Annotated in this window: 20 protein-coding genes; 7 read left to right on the forward strand and 13 right to left on the reverse strand. The window is 51.4% G+C overall.

The genetic code is table 11. The features are described 5' to 3' along the window. Window positions 1–341: 341 nt before the first annotated feature. The gene (locus tag R5L00_RS01485; protein ID WP_317652994.1) at window positions 342–893 is read right to left on the reverse strand and encodes an FxDxF family PEP-CTERM protein; all 552 of its coding nucleotides are present in this window, start codon (window positions 891–893) and stop codon (window positions 342–344) included. A 1,298-nt stretch (window positions 894–2,191) separates the two neighbouring features. Here R5L00_RS01485 and R5L00_RS01490 point away from each other — a divergent pair. Together R5L00_RS01490 and R5L00_RS01495 are read left to right on the forward strand one after the other, a co-directional pair. Further along, complete coding sequence (locus R5L00_RS01490; RefSeq protein WP_317652995.1) at window positions 2,192–2,458, forward strand: hypothetical protein; 267 nt, start codon at window positions 2,192–2,194, stop codon at window positions 2,456–2,458. Window positions 2,459–3,164: 706 nt separating this feature from the next. Beyond that, on the forward strand, window positions 3,165–3,911 hold the full coding sequence (locus R5L00_RS01495; protein WP_317652996.1) for a Crp/Fnr family transcriptional regulator: 747 nt from the start codon (window positions 3,165–3,167) through the stop codon (window positions 3,909–3,911). Here the strand turns inward: R5L00_RS01495 and R5L00_RS15760 are convergent. From R5L00_RS15760 to R5L00_RS01530, 7 genes are all read right to left on the reverse strand, one after another. Next, window positions 3,835–4,185 carry an HU family DNA-binding protein gene (locus tag R5L00_RS15760; RefSeq protein ID WP_411555577.1) on the reverse strand — a complete coding sequence of 117 codons (351 nt, stop codon included), beginning with the start codon at window positions 4,183–4,185 and terminating at the stop codon, window positions 3,835–3,837. The genes R5L00_RS01495 and R5L00_RS15760 overlap by 77 nt on opposite strands. Before the next feature lie 119 nt (window positions 4,186–4,304). Continuing rightward, complete coding sequence (locus R5L00_RS01505) at window positions 4,305–4,835, reverse strand: hemerythrin domain-containing protein (protein WP_317652997.1); 531 nt, start codon at window positions 4,833–4,835, stop codon at window positions 4,305–4,307. 157 nt (window positions 4,836–4,992) lie between these two features. Further along, window positions 4,993–5,490: a DUF4113 domain-containing protein gene (locus tag R5L00_RS01510; protein WP_317652998.1), complete on the reverse strand. Its 498-nt coding sequence runs from the start codon at window positions 5,488–5,490 to the stop codon at window positions 4,993–4,995. Beyond that, the gene (locus tag R5L00_RS01515; protein WP_317652999.1) at window positions 5,441–5,776 is read right to left on the reverse strand and encodes a hypothetical protein; all 336 of its coding nucleotides are present in this window, start codon (window positions 5,774–5,776) and stop codon (window positions 5,441–5,443) included. Before R5L00_RS01515 ends, R5L00_RS01510 begins: the two co-directional genes overlap by 50 nt. Then, window positions 5,674–6,282, reverse strand: coding sequence for a hypothetical protein (locus R5L00_RS01520; RefSeq protein ID WP_317653000.1), 609 nt, complete (start codon window positions 6,280–6,282; stop codon window positions 5,674–5,676). Before R5L00_RS01520 ends, R5L00_RS01515 begins: the two co-directional genes overlap by 103 nt. A gap of 3 nt (window positions 6,283–6,285) precedes the next feature. After that, entirely contained in the window at window positions 6,286–6,807 is a 522-nt protein-coding gene (locus tag R5L00_RS01525) for a LexA family protein (protein WP_317653001.1), read from the reverse strand. A 263-nt stretch (window positions 6,808–7,070) separates the two neighbouring features. Continuing rightward, the gene (locus R5L00_RS01530; protein ID WP_317653002.1) at window positions 7,071–7,415 is read right to left on the reverse strand and encodes a ribbon-helix-helix domain-containing protein; all 345 of its coding nucleotides are present in this window, start codon (window positions 7,413–7,415) and stop codon (window positions 7,071–7,073) included. A gap of 84 nt (window positions 7,416–7,499) precedes the next feature. Between R5L00_RS01530 and R5L00_RS01535 the strand changes: the two genes are divergently transcribed. Both R5L00_RS01535 and R5L00_RS01540 read left to right on the forward strand, forming a co-directional pair. Then, entirely contained in the window at window positions 7,500–7,733 is a 234-nt protein-coding gene (locus R5L00_RS01535; protein WP_317653003.1) for a helix-turn-helix transcriptional regulator, read from the forward strand. A gap of 517 nt (window positions 7,734–8,250) precedes the next feature. Beyond that, entirely contained in the window at window positions 8,251–9,678 is a 1,428-nt protein-coding gene (locus R5L00_RS01540) for an integrase family protein (RefSeq protein WP_317653004.1), read from the forward strand. Window positions 9,679–10,309: 631 nt separating this feature from the next. Here the strand turns inward: R5L00_RS01540 and R5L00_RS01545 are convergent. Continuing rightward, window positions 10,310–10,705 carry a hypothetical protein gene (locus R5L00_RS01545; RefSeq protein WP_317653005.1) on the reverse strand — a complete coding sequence of 132 codons (396 nt, stop codon included), beginning with the start codon at window positions 10,703–10,705 and terminating at the stop codon, window positions 10,310–10,312. A gap of 554 nt (window positions 10,706–11,259) precedes the next feature. On the opposite strand from R5L00_RS01545, the gene R5L00_RS01550 reads away from it, so the two are divergent. Next, a complete protein-coding gene (locus R5L00_RS01550; RefSeq protein WP_317653006.1) occupies window positions 11,260–11,862 on the forward strand; it encodes a recombinase family protein in 603 nt (200 codons plus the stop codon). Window positions 11,863–12,010: 148 nt separating this feature from the next. Continuing rightward, window positions 12,011–13,222, forward strand: coding sequence for an RtcB family protein (locus R5L00_RS01555; protein ID WP_317653007.1), 1,212 nt, complete (start codon window positions 12,011–12,013; stop codon window positions 13,220–13,222). Window positions 13,223–13,374: 152 nt separating this feature from the next. Here R5L00_RS01555 and R5L00_RS01560 read toward each other — a convergent pair whose 3' ends face one another. Beyond that, the gene (locus tag R5L00_RS01560) at window positions 13,375–13,524 is read right to left on the reverse strand and encodes a DUF4113 domain-containing protein (protein ID WP_317653008.1); all 150 of its coding nucleotides are present in this window, start codon (window positions 13,522–13,524) and stop codon (window positions 13,375–13,377) included. A 353-nt stretch (window positions 13,525–13,877) separates the two neighbouring features. On the opposite strand from R5L00_RS01560, the gene R5L00_RS01565 reads away from it, so the two are divergent. Beyond that, a complete protein-coding gene (locus R5L00_RS01565) occupies window positions 13,878–14,171 on the forward strand; it encodes a TrbC/VirB2 family protein (RefSeq protein WP_317653009.1) in 294 nt (97 codons plus the stop codon). Between the two features lie 167 nt (window positions 14,172–14,338). Here the strand turns inward: R5L00_RS01565 and R5L00_RS01570 are convergent, their stop codons facing one another. From R5L00_RS01570 to R5L00_RS01580, 3 genes are all read right to left on the reverse strand, one after another. After that, entirely contained in the window at window positions 14,339–14,656 is a 318-nt protein-coding gene (locus tag R5L00_RS01570) for a hypothetical protein (RefSeq protein WP_317653010.1), read from the reverse strand. A gap of 80 nt (window positions 14,657–14,736) precedes the next feature. Continuing rightward, complete coding sequence (locus R5L00_RS01575; RefSeq protein WP_317653011.1) at window positions 14,737–14,931, reverse strand: hypothetical protein; 195 nt, start codon at window positions 14,929–14,931, stop codon at window positions 14,737–14,739. After that, the gene (locus R5L00_RS01580) at window positions 14,928–15,269 is read right to left on the reverse strand and encodes a hypothetical protein (RefSeq protein ID WP_317653012.1); all 342 of its coding nucleotides are present in this window, start codon (window positions 15,267–15,269) and stop codon (window positions 14,928–14,930) included. The genes R5L00_RS01575 and R5L00_RS01580 overlap by 4 nt, the downstream gene beginning before the upstream one ends. Window positions 15,270–15,649 lie beyond the last annotated feature (380 nt).

The raw sequence follows: 15,649 nt of genomic DNA on the forward strand, positions 1-15,649 counted from the left end.
GCCCGGTTTCTACTTCTCAACGACCGCATATATGATCTATATTTTTTTTATGGCCAAGGCTTAACATTGGCTGCCAGAGAGTTTGTAGAGAAAGATAGTAGGATGTAGTAGATACAAAAAGCAAACTCAACTGCGCTCGTGAAGTCCACGTCAGGACAGGTTGAAGGAGCAACAAAAAACATACTGCTGCGTCTCGTCTGCAGTAATGACATTAATGGCAGGTCGACTCGCGGTGATCCTTTTTTCCGGATCGAGCAGTGCTTGGGATACGGCAAAAAGGTCGACAAACCCTTATAATGGGCTGAATTGGAAACGGAGGCTTTCGCCTCCGTTTGCCTTAGTTAATGTGCCGAGCGGGCAACCGTTTTACGACGCGCTATTGCCCCTACTATAGCCAACCCTGCCAACAGCATGGCGTAGGTCTCCGGCTCGGGAACGGCGGACACACTGATCGCTCCGTTGTATACACCACCGAGGGATCCATTAGCGATCCCAGATACGCTTAGGTACATATTTCCTGCGATACCAGGTCCCCAAGTGAAACTAGCACCACTTCCGCCTGGGACAGCGAACGACTGCAAAAAAGTATCATCACTGTTAAACAAAATTCCGTCGGCATTTGAAAATAAGGAGACGGAGGAAAGGAGCGTATTAAAGTTTCCTGTTCCCGGAATGCTAATAGGAAGGTTATGGATGTCATAGCCAGATCCACTATTGCTGGGCAGTACGAAACTGAAAATGTCGTTAAAAGCCCCAGCAGACAAAACACTGCCACTAAAGGACGTAGGGGTGGCTGAATTTACATTACCCAAATTGGTGGTTGTGGCATAGACACCACTTGCACCGGTCAACATCATGGCAACCGCGATTGGCTTAAAGAAAGCTTTAATCATATTACTGCACCTCTTATTTTTGTTTTACGGTAGCCGGCAGAACCGGCCTTCGAGGAATGAGACACGTCTGATAGGACGCAAATTTATCTTAAGCAAAAATAGTGCCTATTTTTAAAACTTTTAACTCCCAATGGGTTGCGGCCAAATAGACGCTCAACTGCTTTTAATGTGAAAACTCCCTCGACAGAGGCGAGCAGGCACGCCTTCTCAATGTTTCCCATAAACAACTTAAAACGGCGGCGCGTGATTCATCCAGCACTTGAGCGTTGTCCGCGACGCTTTCCATCCTCCGCGGCTTGGATATTCCGTGGCTTGCTCCTACCAGTAGGCACTCGTCGGCGACGATGGCCCTCGCGGTCGGGCTCGGCACACCCGCACCAGTTCGCCAGACCTCAGCCAAGTAGGGCGTGAAAAGCCTGTAGGAGTACGTCTTGGGGTAACTTATTTTCCCTTCAGAAGATTGAAATCCCACCCCGGCCGCGGTGACATGCTCCTGGCTTTTCTTCGCTCTCAAGCTTAAGCAGCAGCCCGCTAGCACGAAACGGCTGTACCGCAGGTAAGTAGTTAACCCCCAAGTGCTACAGGCAGAAAACCAGAAACGCGCTAAAGTAGAGTTCGCCCCAATCCGCTCAGGGAGAGGGATCACCCTTTATTAGGCATCGGAAATAATCTAGATCAGCCGTCGCCGCGGTTGGGGTAGCCCTGTTGGCCCCGGTTTTTTTGCCCCCTGGCTTCGGCAAGTCCACTATTGTTCATGTGTCTCCTTTCACGTGCGGGTTGAGCAACTTGCTGCGATTGGAGCTTGCGGAGGAATCAGGGGAGTTTCCGCATTTCTTATTGAGAGGTGTGTGCTGGAGGTGGATTGACGGCGAAGTACCTGACCACCCACCTGCCAACTGGTCTCAACAACTTTTTGATGAAGCAAAACTAAAGAGCCAGGTACTTTTCTCCGTTATTTTCCAACTAGGAGGAGATGTATAGAGCTTACATAAATTTAAGAGCCTGTTCATGCGCCTCTAAGCGTTGGCAACCTTTTGGGCTGGGAAAGGCTTCTTCAAGCTTGAGGAGATGATCAAACGGAATACAAACAGTTCAAGGGCTTTCCGGTCCCTTCCGAAAACTGGACACATAGCCGAGAAATCTTCTCCAAGATAGCCCGTTGCATATCCTCCAGCCCGGCACTACTGTGCTCATGCCCTCACTTTGTAGTTCAGTTTCTCCGCCTAGTACCAAGTCGTATCGCTACCCAAAGCTTTTTTTCTGCTGTCGGGAGATGTATCTATTGGAGGACGATCGCCATGAAAACTTCAATGTACACGACGGAAGTCAAGCCAGAATCCGAGGAAAAAGACATACTGGTCATACCAGACTTTATAAACCTGCAAACATGGGGAGAGTTTTTGGAAATGCGTAGAAGAATGAAAAGATCGCTTACTCTAGATGGCATGAAGCTGCTCGTCGAATCGCTCGAAAAGATGAGGGACCGCGGTGAAGATGTGAACGCCGTTCTTGAGCAATCGGTCGCGCACTCATGGATAGGAGTTTATCCTGTCAAAGAACCTTAAGGAAGACTGATCTGTTGTCAATCGGGGGAACCCCTCTTTTACCCGACAGATCTACCTTACCCCTTGGTGTTAACAAAACAGGACAAGTAGCTGCATTTTTCTGGCTTGGCAAGGCTTGCGATAAGCGCGCCTTATCACCGGCGCCAACGCGTCGCAGCACTATCCTGTGCTGTTACGGGTTCGCAAAGCGCTAGCTGTTACTGTTCGTTAAAAAGTTAGAAAAACTGATGTTCAGCTAATGCATGACCTTAATTTTATCGTTAGAATTATGTTCAGTTGCAAATCGTAAGTGACCTGTTCTCAATTTAAAACAAGTTGAATATGGAGTCCCGACTTATGGTTTCCTTGGCTATCCTGATTCATCCCCAATCGCAACCGCTAAGCCTGCACTCAGTTCCCTCCCATTGCACAACCGGTGAGGCGGATCGCCTCCGAGCACCACGACGTTACGACGTATTGGGTTTCTCCAGATGGAGCTCGCGATCTAATTTTCGCGCTGGGGCTCGCTGTACATGCACCATATTACAAAACGGCCCTTACATTGCTGAGGCTGCTGCGACCTATGCACGAGCCTTATCCAACTCGCTTGTTGCCTGTGAGTAAGGCTTCCGCTTTTACGTTCAGCCCCGTTGACAACAACTGATCTGTCAGTCTTGATTGAAATGACAATTAACTCCCAAGCAACAGATACATAAGAGGAGATGCCATGCAATCCTTGTGTAACCCGAGACAGAACAAGATCCTTGGGAGGCTACCAGTTGACGAATTCACGCGTTTATTACCGTTTCTTGATTTTGTCGACATGCCGCACGGCCAGGTTATCCATGAACCGGGCGCCACTTTAGGGGAGATTTATTTCCCTGCAACCTCTATCGTTGCGCGCATCTACGAGCTTAAATCTGGCCTCGCCAAGCACGTTTCCATGACTGGCAATGAAGGGATAAGCGACATATTCTTTTTGTCAGGCGGCGAGCGCTCATCCGCCACCGTCATAGTGCAAAACCCCGGCTACGGTTACCGGATTAAAGCAAAGATATTGAAAAAGGAATTCGAGGCAGGAGGCTCCTTAAAGGACTTATTGCTCGGTTTCAGCCACGCTTTGCTTCTTCAAACGGAGCAGACCGCGGTAGAAGCTTCCCAAAGTGTTGAGCAAAGACTGTGCTTGTTTTTCCTAATGATCCTGGATCGCTTATCGGATGGCTCCATGGCCATGACGCATGAATTTTTAGGCTATATGCTCGGGGTGCGTCGCGAGAGTGTGAGCGGGGCGGCCCACGTCCTACAGTTGGAAGGGGCCATACGATACAGGCGGGGACATATCACCTTGGTCAATCGAAAAGCGATGGAAGACCGGGTTAACGAGGGCTATGCGATGCTCAAAAAGGAATACGAGCGCCTGCTGCCTCACGCACTTTGTTACGAACCCGGTAGCGTGGATTTGTTGCCGAGCTAATGAAAGCGGCAACTAGAATCCTGTAGCGCCTGCCGTGAATGTCGGAAATTTTAGAGGCTTCAATTTGCAGTTCTTCGTCCGTCCTGGGATTGCGCCCCTTGTACGCGGGGCGTTCGCGTACTTCGAAGCTGCCAAAACCGGGAAATGATACCAAGTCGCCTTTCTTCAGCGTATCAGAAAGGACCTCGAGCAGTGCCCCAACGGTTAGTTCCATGTCAGCTTTGCTGGAACCCGTCTTTGTTGCCATGGTTTGGATGAATTCTTTTCGAGTCATTATCTGAAATCTCCTTGCTCTTTTGGATGGGTATGTGCCTCAGTGCACCCTTACTCGCAAAAAAAGGGTAACAAACTGTACCCTTTTTTATATCGAATGCTCTACTTTTTCTCAGCTTTTTATACGCCTTTCTTTCCGGCAGCGCTGGGAGTGCCAGGCTTCAATTCTTCCTCGTGCTCTTCCTTGAATTGTTTAATCCCTTCCCCTACTTCCTGCCGGTCCATATCACTCTTTTCGATCTTGGGAAACATCTCTGTTTCTTCTTCCTCGACATGGTGCGTTATGTATTCGCTGAGAACCGTTACCTTCGCATCGTAATGGTCATCGTCGGGACTCATTGCTTGTAGCTGAGCAATCAAGTCTTTTGTGCCGGCGTGCTCTACATCTGCTTCATCCATCAAATCCTCATCATCGATCGCTTCACGGGCCGCGGGATAAAATACCGCTTCTTCGGCCTCTGCATGAAGCGTTAATTCAGCACAAATTTGCTGGACGATTTCACCTTTCTTTTCACTGTTGTTCTTCTTCTCTTTCAACTCCTCAAAATCCTTGAATAACTTCTTTACTCTTGCATGGTCCGCCTTGAGCAATTTGAGTACGTCCGAACCCGATTTGCGTCCGCCAGCATTGGCTGTTTTTTTCTGAGTCATTACCTTCTCCTAATTTTTATTTCATGGCTGAATGAGGCTCATGCGTGGCCCTTTCCTTCCTTCATGGAAGCGCTTAGATTGTAAGAAGGTTTACTGATCAGCTCAGTGCGTAGACACACATTAGCTTATTGTTGCCTCTCTAAACAAACCTTTGTCCTCAGCTCAACACTGGCAGCTCGTCCCAATCCCCCGTGTAGTTCGGACTCTTGAAGCTGCGCCGCATTGACCAGGTTCGGTCGACTCCCTCCGAGGCAAGATGAACGGTGCTGCGCCGGTACTTCCCGTTGATACGATCCACCGAATTCATCAGCCTCCCGGACTTGTTGCTGCTGGATGAGTATGCAAAGAGGTCTGTCTGCTGTCCTTCTTGGGGCACCAACTCCAACAGCATCACTCCAGCCTTTTGGTAATACACTTCGCGCTTGTACATCTTCTTCAACAGCCCGAGCGCAGCATTGGTAATTTGCAGGGTGCATTCCGTTAGGGCAGGCAGGGCTACCATGTCCGTTCTGCCGTAGAACGCTGCCTGGTCGAACGGACTGTTCTGGATAAATACGGAAACGGCTTTGGCAAACAGGCCCTGCTTGCGCAGTCGCTGGGCGGCGTTAGCAGCATGATAGCTGATGGCTTCCCGTAGCTCCTGCAGGCTCTCCACCCTTTGCCCAAATGGAGCGCGAGCTAATGACCTTCTTGGCGATGGGTGCTGCCTCTTCCAGCTCCAGCCATGGCTCGCCATTGAGTTCCTGCACGGTGCGCTGCATCGTGATACCAAGCCCGTCGCGGATTCTCCTGAAGTTGGCGCGCTTGAGCCTTAATACACTTTCCACTCCTAGCAATTTCAGGCTGCTCTCCAGCCTTCGACCGATCCCCCAGACGGAAGAGACGGGTAGCGTCTCCAGAACCGCATCCAGTTCCTCCCCTGCATGCGCGTGAAGTCGCATACACCGTTCAATTCCGCTTTTTTCTTTGCGTGGTGGTCGGCAAGCTTGGCTAGCGTCTTGCTATGGCCTATGCCTACACATATCGGCAACCCTGTCCAACGGGTGACCGTCTCTTTTATCTCGTGCCCATAAGCAACAAGATCCCGCTTGATTCCGGTCAGATCAAGAAAACATTCGTCGATTGAGTAGACTTCCTGCCTCGGGCTGAATCGGCTCACGGTCTCCATGACGCGGTTGCTCATGTTGGCGTACAGCTCGTAGTTGGAGGAGAAGGCAACCGCACCTATTTCTCTTGCCCGCTCTTCCACTTCAAACCACGGGCCTGCCATTCGTATTCTTAGTGCTTTGGCTTCCCTGCTCTGGGCGATGACACAGCCATCGTTATTGGAGAGAACGACTACCGGCGAATTCCTGAGGTCAGGTCGGAATACTTTTTCACACGAGGCATAGAAGGAGTTGGCATCGGCCAGTGCGAAGACAGGCCTATTTGGCCTCACAGATGACATAGGTCACCACACCGAAGATGATGAGTTCCTGCCCTTCCTTGAGAACGATGGGCTTATTAAGGGGGTTCTCCGATAACAGCTTGATGACCCCGCTGCGTTGTACAGGCGCTTGACCATCCATTCGCCATCCACATCCGCGATGACGATGTTGGAGGATTTGGGCCTGAGTGAGCGGTCGACAATCAGTGTGGCGCCATCGAAGATGCCGGCGCCAACCATGGAATCCCCCTTGACGGTAAAGAAGAAGGTGGCCGGAGGGTTGGCAATGAAGCGGTCGTTGAGATCGAGCGTTTTCTGCTCGTAGTCCTGTGCGGGGGACGGAAAGCGAGATTGGCCTGCCAGTATCTTGCCGCTACAGATGGGACGCGGAGGCCGGGGATTGGAAATGGCCTGGGGAAACTCGCCGTCGGTGCTATTGTTGTCCTGGCTCGATGTTTTACGAAACGGCTCAAGATAAACCAGCACATCGGACTTGAGGCTGGCGGGCACCCGGATGACTGTGGTCTTCTCTCCGTACGGGCTCATCGATCTCTTCGGACCTGACCCTTCTCTTCTACCGCCGCGTGTACCTATATCGGTCTTTATCGAACGTTGTAACAACATTCAATGTACCACAATGCAGAGCGACATTATTACAAGAAAGACAGAAACCCTTACTTCGGTTCCCAGTCGGTAAGCTTATAGGTCAGGTTCTTTCGTTCTCGCTAGTCTCCAGCGAATAACACACGGGGCTCCCAACAATCCTTCTATAAGCATCGGTTCCATTGGACGAAAATTTCGGCCGTCCGCTACTTCTTTCTCCGGCACCTCATTGGCACCGCACTTCGCGAAGGCAGTGGTGGAGGAGGAATGCATAGATTATTTAATGTCTGGCTGTGATACGGCTGAGCGATGTTGTACTTAGCGCAAACGTCGTTGATTGCTTCCCCTAGCAAATCTTGTAGGGTCCGCCCTACGTTCTGAGGCTGTGCTTGCACGAGGAGCAACGCGGACCGCACCTGTGGCAAATATTGCCCACCAATCATTACCGTTCCCTTAAGCCTTTCTCGCCGGTTGTTCGCTGGTTTTCCGACAGGAATAGTTTCTTCCGGCATCCGTTGCTTACTGCGCACGGGCTTACTGCTTGTGGACATGCTAAACCTCCTATTTTTATGTCAATGGGAAGCGGTATGAAATTAAGCTACATATTCCCTCACCGACCGTTACAGAATTGGAGGATGGCGAAAAATGAGAACTTCTCTGATCCGCGGGTCTTGTTTGGAAAAAAACTTGCTTGGCTGCGTAAAGAACGCGGCTGGTCGCAAGAGCAGCTTGCTCTTGAAAGTGGAATAGCTCGCAGCTATTTGGGGGGAGTTGAACGTGGCCAAAGAAACATATCCCTTCTCAATATTTGTCGTCTAGCCAAAACCCTTAATGTGCCAGTGTCTCGACTGATGGATTTCTACACTTAACTCAGTCCTTCCTCCGCTGACTTGACACGATAAGGCTGCCCTTTCTTCTTGATACGAGATTCGTCAACCAGAGAGTAGACGGACCATCACCAGGAAAAGGATGTAAAACGCCAAATTTGAAAATTTTTGGAAGCGCGGGATCAGGGGCGTTTGCGGTGAAATGCCGAGGGTGGCCGGGTGGGGTCATGCCCGATCCACCTCGACTTGGGTCCAGTGCAAGAGTTTGCGACCAGGCAGTTATATAGACGAAGACTTACATAGCGTTGAAGTAGTCAATCGAACCCGACACCAGCTCTTAACTGGCTGATTTCGTTGGCTCCCCGACCAGGGCTCGAACCTGGGACCTGCGGATTAACAGTCCTATTATTTACAGTTCAAGATCGTTCAAAACGTATAGTACGTTATATATATTCCTTTTTTATCATTGACAAACATTAATCCTACGTCCAGTATTATTCTATACCGTCCAGCTGATTCCAGTGCGATACGGATAATGAACGGATAAGGGGTAAATGTGATGACGAAGGTAGTTCACCTAACGGTTGAGGGGATAGCGCGGACGAAGCTGCCGGTGAAGGGAATGAAATGGCTGTCGGATACGGACGGAGGTAGAGGTTCAGGACGTTTGTATGCCCGTATCTCAGCATCTGGAGCACGGGATTTTTATTTCCGTTATACAACTTCCTCAGGCGAACGGGTCGCCCGCCCGTTAGGCCAGTTTGCTCGCACACCTGAGCCGGGAAAGCTAACACTTACCCAAGCAAGAGAGGAAGTGAGCCTTCTGCGAGCAAAGTACAAAAACGAACCGGATCGCGACTTGCGGGCGGGGGAGAAGCGTGAAGCGCTGGTGCGTGAAGAAGCTGAGGCAGCGCGGGTTGCTACCGAAATTGAACTGGCGGAAACGGTTAAAGCAAAAGAGCGTTACACCGTCGCTGCGTTGGCCGATACATATTTGCAGCACTTGCGAAGGCTAGGCAAACCATCGGCACGCGACGTGGAAAGTATTTTCCGGAATCATTTGCACGGCACCGAAGGGGCAACACGGATGGCTGCCGATCTAAGCGCGAAGGAGGTGGCCGCATTGTTGCGTCGCGTTGTTGACGCGGGGCATGGTCGTACAGCGGCGAAGTTCAGAAGCTACCTGCGTGCCGCCTATGCGCTTGCCTTGAATGCAGAACTTGATGCGAGTGTGTCCAGTGAATTTCTACCGTTTAGAGTTCAATCCAATCCTGTGGCGTCAACAGGGAGTCTATCCCACTACAACAACGCGCGCGAGCAGACATTGACAGAAGAAGAATTGCGCGCCTACTGGCGGCGGCTTGATAAACTCAAGTCAGAACCTATTCGCGCGGCTTTAAAGCTCGCGCTGCTTCTCGGCGGACAGCGGGGGACGCAGTTACTGAGACTTCAAAGAGCCGATGTGGATCTCGAGGGCGGACAGATGCGACTATATGACGGCAAAGGCCGGCGTAAAAGACCACGTATTCATGAACTGCCATTGACAGAGGAAGCTGTGGTCATCCTCCAGCCGATGGTCCAACGGGCTGAAGCGCTGGGCTGTAACTGGATTTTCACTTCTAACGGAACAGTACCAATCGTTCCCGATACGCTTGCAGCAACCGTGAGCAAAATAGCTGAGGAAATGGTAAAAGGCCATGAGACCCGATTTTCGTTTATACCCTCGGACATTCGCCGCACAGTTGAGACCCTATTGGCCAGTAAGGGTATTTCGCGTGAGATTCGCGCCCAAATTCAATCGCATGGGCTATCCGGCGTGCAGGTCCGCCACTATGACAGGCATGACTACCGGGATGAAAAACGACGCGTATTAGAGTTCTTGGTGGCCCTACTTGATGGCAGGCGCGACGTAAAAGTGGTCCCGCTCATAGTCAAGTCGCTTGACCACCAGCGGGGGTCGGAGTCGTACCGGCATCCACTCGTGTGATTTGCGCACTGTCTCGCACAGCCCTCATCGTCGCGCAGTTTTCGCCATCGTAGCGGGTTTTGGAGGCCCGCCGCCTGACGGAAGTCGACTCGGTAGAATTTTCTGGTTCAGGACAGTTTCGGGAAGTTTTGGATTTGAGAGTTTCAGGAAGTTTTAAATTCGGGAGTTTCAGATTCGGGTCGTTGAGGGGGTTTTGGAGGCCCGCCGTCTGACCAAGTCGACTCGGTGGAATTTTCTGGTTCAGGACAGTTTCGGGAAGTTTTGGATTCGAGAGTTTCGGGAAGTTTTGAATTCGGGAGTTTCGGGAAGTTTTGAATTCGGGAGTTTCAGATTCGGGTCGTTGAGGGGGTTTTGGAGGCCCGCCGTCTGACCAAGTCGACTCGGTGGAATTTTCTGGTTCAGGACAGTTTCGGGAAGTTTTGGATTCGAGAGTTTCGGGAGTACTGAGAGATCATATTTTTTCCCCGGTGTTTAGTCAATATAAGCTTTTATCGCATTCCAGAAAAGAATCGAGAAACCTTACCCCCTTACACGGCAAACAGGGTACGTTGTGTGCCTGAAATATTCCCGAATTCGGGAACGGGAAGAATAGAAGCCAAGCTCGAGGCAGAGTTTACATTGGCGAAGGATTCTATTTTCGCTCCGCAACGCTATCCTCACTTTTTTTCAGATGTAGGAGGTAGCGTGCAAAAACCGCTTTCCTGAAGAGCAAGTAACCTCCTCCACCCATTAGCAAAACGGCAAGCGCGGTTATTGCGCACCAACGGCAGGATGAAAAGATAGCTATCGCGCAACTATCCGTACCAGCGAGTTGTCCTGAAAATCCCAATATAATAAAAGTTAAACCCGTTATCGAGTCACACTTGGTCGTCACGGCCTGAATGGGCACTTCAGGACCCCCAAAGGCAATCGCTTCTTGAAATTCTTTTTTTCCTTGACGGGTATATCCCCAGACAAGGATCAACGCTCCAATAAGGTCATATAGCAGTCCTACTCGACCGATGGTAAACCAATCCAGCGATTGCATACTCAGTTTTAATTTATCCGGTAGTTTTTTAGCAGCGTTTATCGCCTGATCCTATATATTGTCGAGCTATATATCAAGAATTGCAGACGTTTGCACTCCTGAGCAAATAGAAACCCTAACCTTTGAGCTGGGGTTTCTTTTGGTACTACCTGCTGCGCCTGACGTCGTATATTCCTTCTTAGCCCACCCAGCGCTATTCGAGACAAATGCTCCCAGAACACACACACGCAAGTTTTCCGCTTGGAATCGAATTTTTTGAGTTGCAGTCGCATGTCTCCGACAGGGCTGCAGAAGCGACCGATCAGATGTTCAGCACTTCTGGTGAGAAGCTCCCAGCAACAACTCAAGGCCTCGGCACGGTCTTGTCTCTTATGTACCGAACCGCCTGCTGTGCGTAGGGCTGTGGCGGGGGTGATCATCAGCTCGAATGGCTGTTTCAAAACTCTCCTGTTTTCCTACTTTTATGCCTCCTAGAACTATCTCTTGAAATCTGGTCTCCTATAAGCTACAGTTCAGTTGAGTTTAAGGAGACAGACGATGGCAGAGGGAGTGAAATGAAAATTGGTTATGCACGGGTAAGCACCCAGGATCAGGACTTGGCCTTACAGCTTGATGCCTTGATTAAAGAAGGGTGTGAGAGGATTTTTCAGGAAAAAGCGTCGGGTGCACAACGGGATCGGCCTGAGCTAAAAGCTGCGCTGTCCTATATGCGCAAGGGCGACACATTGGTGGTCTGGAAAATTGATAGACTTGCCCGCTCTATGAAACAGCTCATCGAAACGATTGAATCATTCCAGGAACGAGGAATAGGGCTTAAATCGCTGCAGGACCCCATCGATACCAGTTCACCCAGCGGGAAACTGGTCTTCCATATTTTCGCAGCCCTTGCCGAATTCGAACGCGGTGTCATCCGTGAGCGAACTACTGCGGGCTTGAGAGCCGCACGGGAACGCGGTCGTGTGGGTGGTAGGCCGCCCGCACTGTCAGCCAACGACCTCCAGGCAGCCAAGGCAATGCTGAAGAATGCTGATATCACTGTTGCTGCTGTCGCCCGTCGATTAAACGTAGCTGCATCCACACTTTACCGTCATATTCCCCACGCACGAACTGCAAGCCTCGAGACAGACGAAAGGGCGGGTTTGCTAGCGACAGAATAATGAAACTATCCCGGAAATCTTGAGCGGGCGATGGTTATGGTCGCGATCGCTGCGCGGGGAGATATTGGGCGTCGAACCAAAAACAGTCGCCTTTGTCCACGACGTACCCAACCGTAAAAATACGTTCGCGTGATCGAGGCCTCTTGCAATGAAGAATATTTATCGTGAGGAAGGATTCAGACCCATCAAGGCCTGGACTGATGTTGAAGACGACGCACTTGCCCAAGCCAGGAATCTTGCGCGACTGCCTTTTATAGATCAACACGGCATCGCCCTGATGCCCGATTGCCATCTTGGCAAAGGTACGACGGTAGGCACCGTTATCGCAACGGACAAAGCCATCATTCCAGCCGCGGTAGGTGTCGATATCGGCTGCGGCATGAATGCCGTCCGCCTTTCCCTCAAAGCTTCGGACCTGCCCGATTCGTTACTCTCTATCCGTCGCCAGATTGAACGTGATGTTCCCCTGGGTGCTGGTGGAAGCCGCAGAAAGCCGGTTGCACTGGGCAAGCTTTCCTCAGCGCTTAATCAGGGTCGTGGCTACAAGCGATGGTACGGGCGTTTCGCACAGAGTCGAAAGACCGATGAGATCAGTTTGGTAAAAAAGGCCGAATCACAACTCGGAACCTTGGGCTCAGGCAATCACTTCATCGAGTTGTGCACAGATGAGAATCAGGACGTGTGGGTGATGCTCCATTCTGGTTCCCGGGGTATTGGCAACATGATTGGAAGCTATTTCATCGAAAAAGCCCGGCGCCGGATGGAACGCCTTTCCATTCACCTGCCGGATGGCGATCTTGCATGGCTGGCAGAAGGCGAGGATGACTTCGACGATTATGTGGAAGCTGTTAACTGGGCACAGGACTATGCGCTCGAGAACCGGCGGATCATGATGGAGACCACGATAGCAGCGCTACGCCGCCACATTCCCATCAAATTTACCCTTACCCGGGAAGCCATCAACTGTCACCACAATTATGTGGAAAAGGAAACGCACTTTGGGCGAAATTTATGGGTGACGCGCAAGGGAGCAATACGTGCGCGCGTGGACGATCTGGGTATTATTCCCGGCTCGATGGGCCAGCGGAGCTATATAGTGCGGGGGAAGGGAGAACTTGAATCCTACTGCTCCTGCTCACACGGTGCGGGCCGTAAAATGTCCCGCAGTCAGGCCCGAAGTATATTTACAGTGGCCGACCTGGTTCAGCAGACCAAAGGGGTCGAGTGTCGCAAGGATAAAATGGTGTTGGACGAGTTACCCTCATCGTATAAGGACATCGATGAGGTGATGGCAAACCAGGCAGACCTGGTGGAAGTAGTACACACGTTAAAAGCAGTGATGTGCGTCAAAGGAAGCTGAGGACAATGGCGCTCACGTGCGGTACACTTGGTTGTCAGGGGTCGCCTTGGCTTGGGGCCGGAGGGAACTGTACCCTCCCTTGTTCATAACCCAATCGCGGCCTTTGAGTTTTGTTATTAGCTGCTCCCTTCCCGAGAGCGGTATTCCCAGTATCAGCTCACCACCGGCAGCTCATTCCAGTCCCCGGTGTAATTGGGACTCTTGAAGCTGCGCCGCATGGACCACGTACGGTCAACTCCCTCAGATGCTAGATGAATGGTACTCCGCGCGTATTTCCTGTTGATCTGATCGACCGCTTCCATCAGCCTGTTCGATTTGTTGCTTACCGTAAGGAAGAAGGTAGACAAGGGTGGAGTAAGGTCCGACGGCAAAGATTGAAGGGGTGGCTCGCGACGCAGGTTAACAAAAAAGCCTGTTAACCTGCTTGTTCACTACGTACAACAAAGGAAGCGGCGTGTTGGTGCGCCCTCCAGTAAGACGGCCGAACTGCTGGAAGCCATACTAGTAGAAGCGGAACGCCCCCGATACAAATTAGGACAGCTATATAGTAGCGGTCAAAATTTAAAAAACTGTACCTCTGCGTAGTTTTTTGGAATGCAAGCCTAAGAAAAGGAATAATAATGAGGGCAATCATACATAACTTATAGGGGGACAAATGATAGTCAAACATGATTCGATGCGCCTTGCCATGATTGTTTTGGCATTTTGCGTGGCTCTGGTTGCTAGCCAGGCGCTTGCTGCGTCGGCCGCCGGTACGCCATGGGAAACTCCGAATGGAAATTGGTGCCAGGTCAGCTCCTTCTGGTCGGGTTGGATTCTTCTGATGGGTGTCGTAATTAGTGGCTTTACCTTGATATTTGACGGTGAAACCTCTCGGCGTATCCGCTATGCCACAATCGTAGCTTGCGGACTTGCCTTGGCTAACATGATTACCTGTTTATTCCTCTAAGCTAAGGCGACTACTAGGGCGACAGATTATTGGTGTCATGTTGCCTTCCTTCCACAGCTTGATGTCTGTGTTGGCGATGGTGAGCGCCATTGAAATACACCTGCTGTGCAGCGGGAAAGTACCGTTGATGTCCGTCATGCCCGCCACTGCCGCAAACGTCACTTCCTCTATGCCCGCAGCCCGAACACACTATTTAATGTGATAGTCACATATCCTGCAGATGGGGTATCTTTGACCCCGTTGCTCACGGTCACGCTGTGTGGCGGCGCGGTATCAAGGGCGGAAAGCGCCCAGGTATCATCATCCTTGCCGGTAGTCTCGGCAGAAGCCGGCGACGGCGCAGACTCTACACCCCACGGCGTAACGAACGTATACACGTAGACGCGGGTAACTGTGGATCCAACCCCGCCTGAAGGGGTCACCGTTGGAGCGGCAACGGGAGGCGTAACCCCCAGCACATAGCCACCTGAGGGGTATGGGCCCACCCCTTGAGTCGCCGTATCGTAGTGGGATACGTGCGGCTCTACATCGCCGGTATAGTAGAAGCGCCGTGAAGTGTTTCCAGCTACCGGCGAACGTGCGACAAAACAATGTCTCCATCGATGTCCAGAGCAGCGACCAGAAGGGGTCCGTTTCTGGGACGCAGATCGCCGGATGTCAGATTGCAGTTTGTCGCAACCTGCGCTTGATTAGGCGCGAGCAACTGCTTTGCCAGTCGCGGAACGAGGCCGGAGAACCCGGCGATGCGGGATGCTGTCATGATTTGCGTCTTATCTCACGAATGGCTTTTAGTTTTCCCGACTCATCCACGCGCTCATATTCACACTTGAGGAAATTAAGCTCCCGGCCAATCTCGTACAGCGCACGGCGTTCGGATGGGTCCATCGGATAATCGTCCCTCGCCAGATAGCCTTTCACAGTGCAAACATCTGGATCCTCAGTCTGGGCCATCGTGCAAACCCATACGTAACCGGCAGTCAACGAATTACCGTCGATACGACGGCGAATGAGCCAGGATGGACGGAGAATTGGTTCGACTGTTATCAAGTCCTTGACGATGACAAAATTAGGGAGGCTAGCATCCAGCCCTTTGTTCATTTTTTCCTCTCCGAGTCCGTAACAGTGAATCGTCCGGATGGAATGATACGTGGGCCAACAGCAGCGACTAGTGGACGTAAGTACACCTTGGACCAACGTACAGGTACTTGCCCCTCGCAGACCTTGCGCTCTTCAGCACGGCCCTCCCCACCGCCAATATTCAGCTTCAAGGTAGACGAGTTGCTGTTCATCGGTATGAGCTGGGGCTATAGAACTCGGAAGGAAGCGGTTGAGAAGAAGAAGCCCTAGATATGCGCTCGTGTCCAGAAATCTCTGACCGGGCGGCACTTCCGCCACATCTTCAGCCAGGTACGGGTAATCCTTCCCGCGGGCGGTTGATAGGAATGGACGCTGGAGATGGTAAGAAGCAGCCGTGGTAC

It is taken from the genome of Nitrosospira sp. Is2 (genome assembly GCF_033095785.1).
Taxonomy (GTDB): Bacteria; Pseudomonadota; Gammaproteobacteria; order Burkholderiales; family Nitrosomonadaceae; genus Nitrosospira.

Bases quoted from the DNA above. Each gene is read 5' to 3' on its own strand.
- R5L00_RS01530 (WP_317653002.1), bottom strand. From the start codon at position 7,415: ATGTCCACAAGCAGTAAGCCCGTGCGCAGTAAGCAACGGATGCCGGAA.
- R5L00_RS01550 (WP_317653006.1), top strand. From the start codon at position 11,260: ATGAAAATTGGTTATGCACGGGTAAGCACCCAGGATCAGGACTTGGCC.
- R5L00_RS01545 (WP_317653005.1), bottom strand. From the start codon at position 10,705: ATGCAATCGCTGGATTGGTTTACCATCGGTCGAGTAGGACTGCTATAT.
- R5L00_RS01505 (WP_317652997.1), bottom strand. From the start codon at position 4,835: ATGACTCAGAAAAAAACAGCCAATGCTGGCGGACGCAAATCGGGTTCG.
- R5L00_RS01540 (WP_317653004.1), top strand. From the start codon at position 8,251: ATGACGAAGGTAGTTCACCTAACGGTTGAGGGGATAGCGCGGACGAAG.
- R5L00_RS01565 (WP_317653009.1), top strand. From the start codon at position 13,878: ATGATAGTCAAACATGATTCGATGCGCCTTGCCATGATTGTTTTGGCA.
- R5L00_RS01555 (WP_317653007.1), top strand. From the start codon at position 12,011: ATGAAGAATATTTATCGTGAGGAAGGATTCAGACCCATCAAGGCCTGG.
- R5L00_RS01575 (WP_317653011.1), bottom strand. From the start codon at position 14,931: ATGACAGCATCCCGCATCGCCGGGTTCTCCGGCCTCGTTCCGCGACTG.
- R5L00_RS01495 (WP_317652996.1), top strand. From the start codon at position 3,165: ATGCAATCCTTGTGTAACCCGAGACAGAACAAGATCCTTGGGAGGCTA.
- R5L00_RS15760 (WP_411555577.1), bottom strand. From the start codon at position 4,185: ATGACTCGAAAAGAATTCATCCAAACCATGGCAACAAAGACGGGTTCC.
- R5L00_RS01515 (WP_317652999.1), bottom strand. From the start codon at position 5,776: ATGCGACTTCACGCGCATGCAGGGGAGGAACTGGATGCGGTTCTGGAG.
- R5L00_RS01560 (WP_317653008.1), bottom strand. From the start codon at position 13,524: ATGGAAGCGGTCGATCAGATCAACAGGAAATACGCGCGGAGTACCATT.
- R5L00_RS01490 (WP_317652995.1), top strand. From the start codon at position 2,192: ATGAAAACTTCAATGTACACGACGGAAGTCAAGCCAGAATCCGAGGAA.
- R5L00_RS01525 (WP_317653001.1), bottom strand. From the start codon at position 6,807: ATGAGCCCGTACGGAGAGAAGACCACAGTCATCCGGGTGCCCGCCAGC.
- R5L00_RS01580 (WP_317653012.1), bottom strand. From the start codon at position 15,269: ATGAACAAAGGGCTGGATGCTAGCCTCCCTAATTTTGTCATCGTCAAG.
- R5L00_RS01535 (WP_317653003.1), top strand. From the start codon at position 7,500: ATGGCGAAAAATGAGAACTTCTCTGATCCGCGGGTCTTGTTTGGAAAA.
- R5L00_RS01485 (WP_317652994.1), bottom strand. From the start codon at position 893: ATGATTAAAGCTTTCTTTAAGCCAATCGCGGTTGCCATGATGTTGACC.
- R5L00_RS01520 (WP_317653000.1), bottom strand. From the start codon at position 6,282: ATGTCATCTGTGAGGCCAAATAGGCCTGTCTTCGCACTGGCCGATGCC.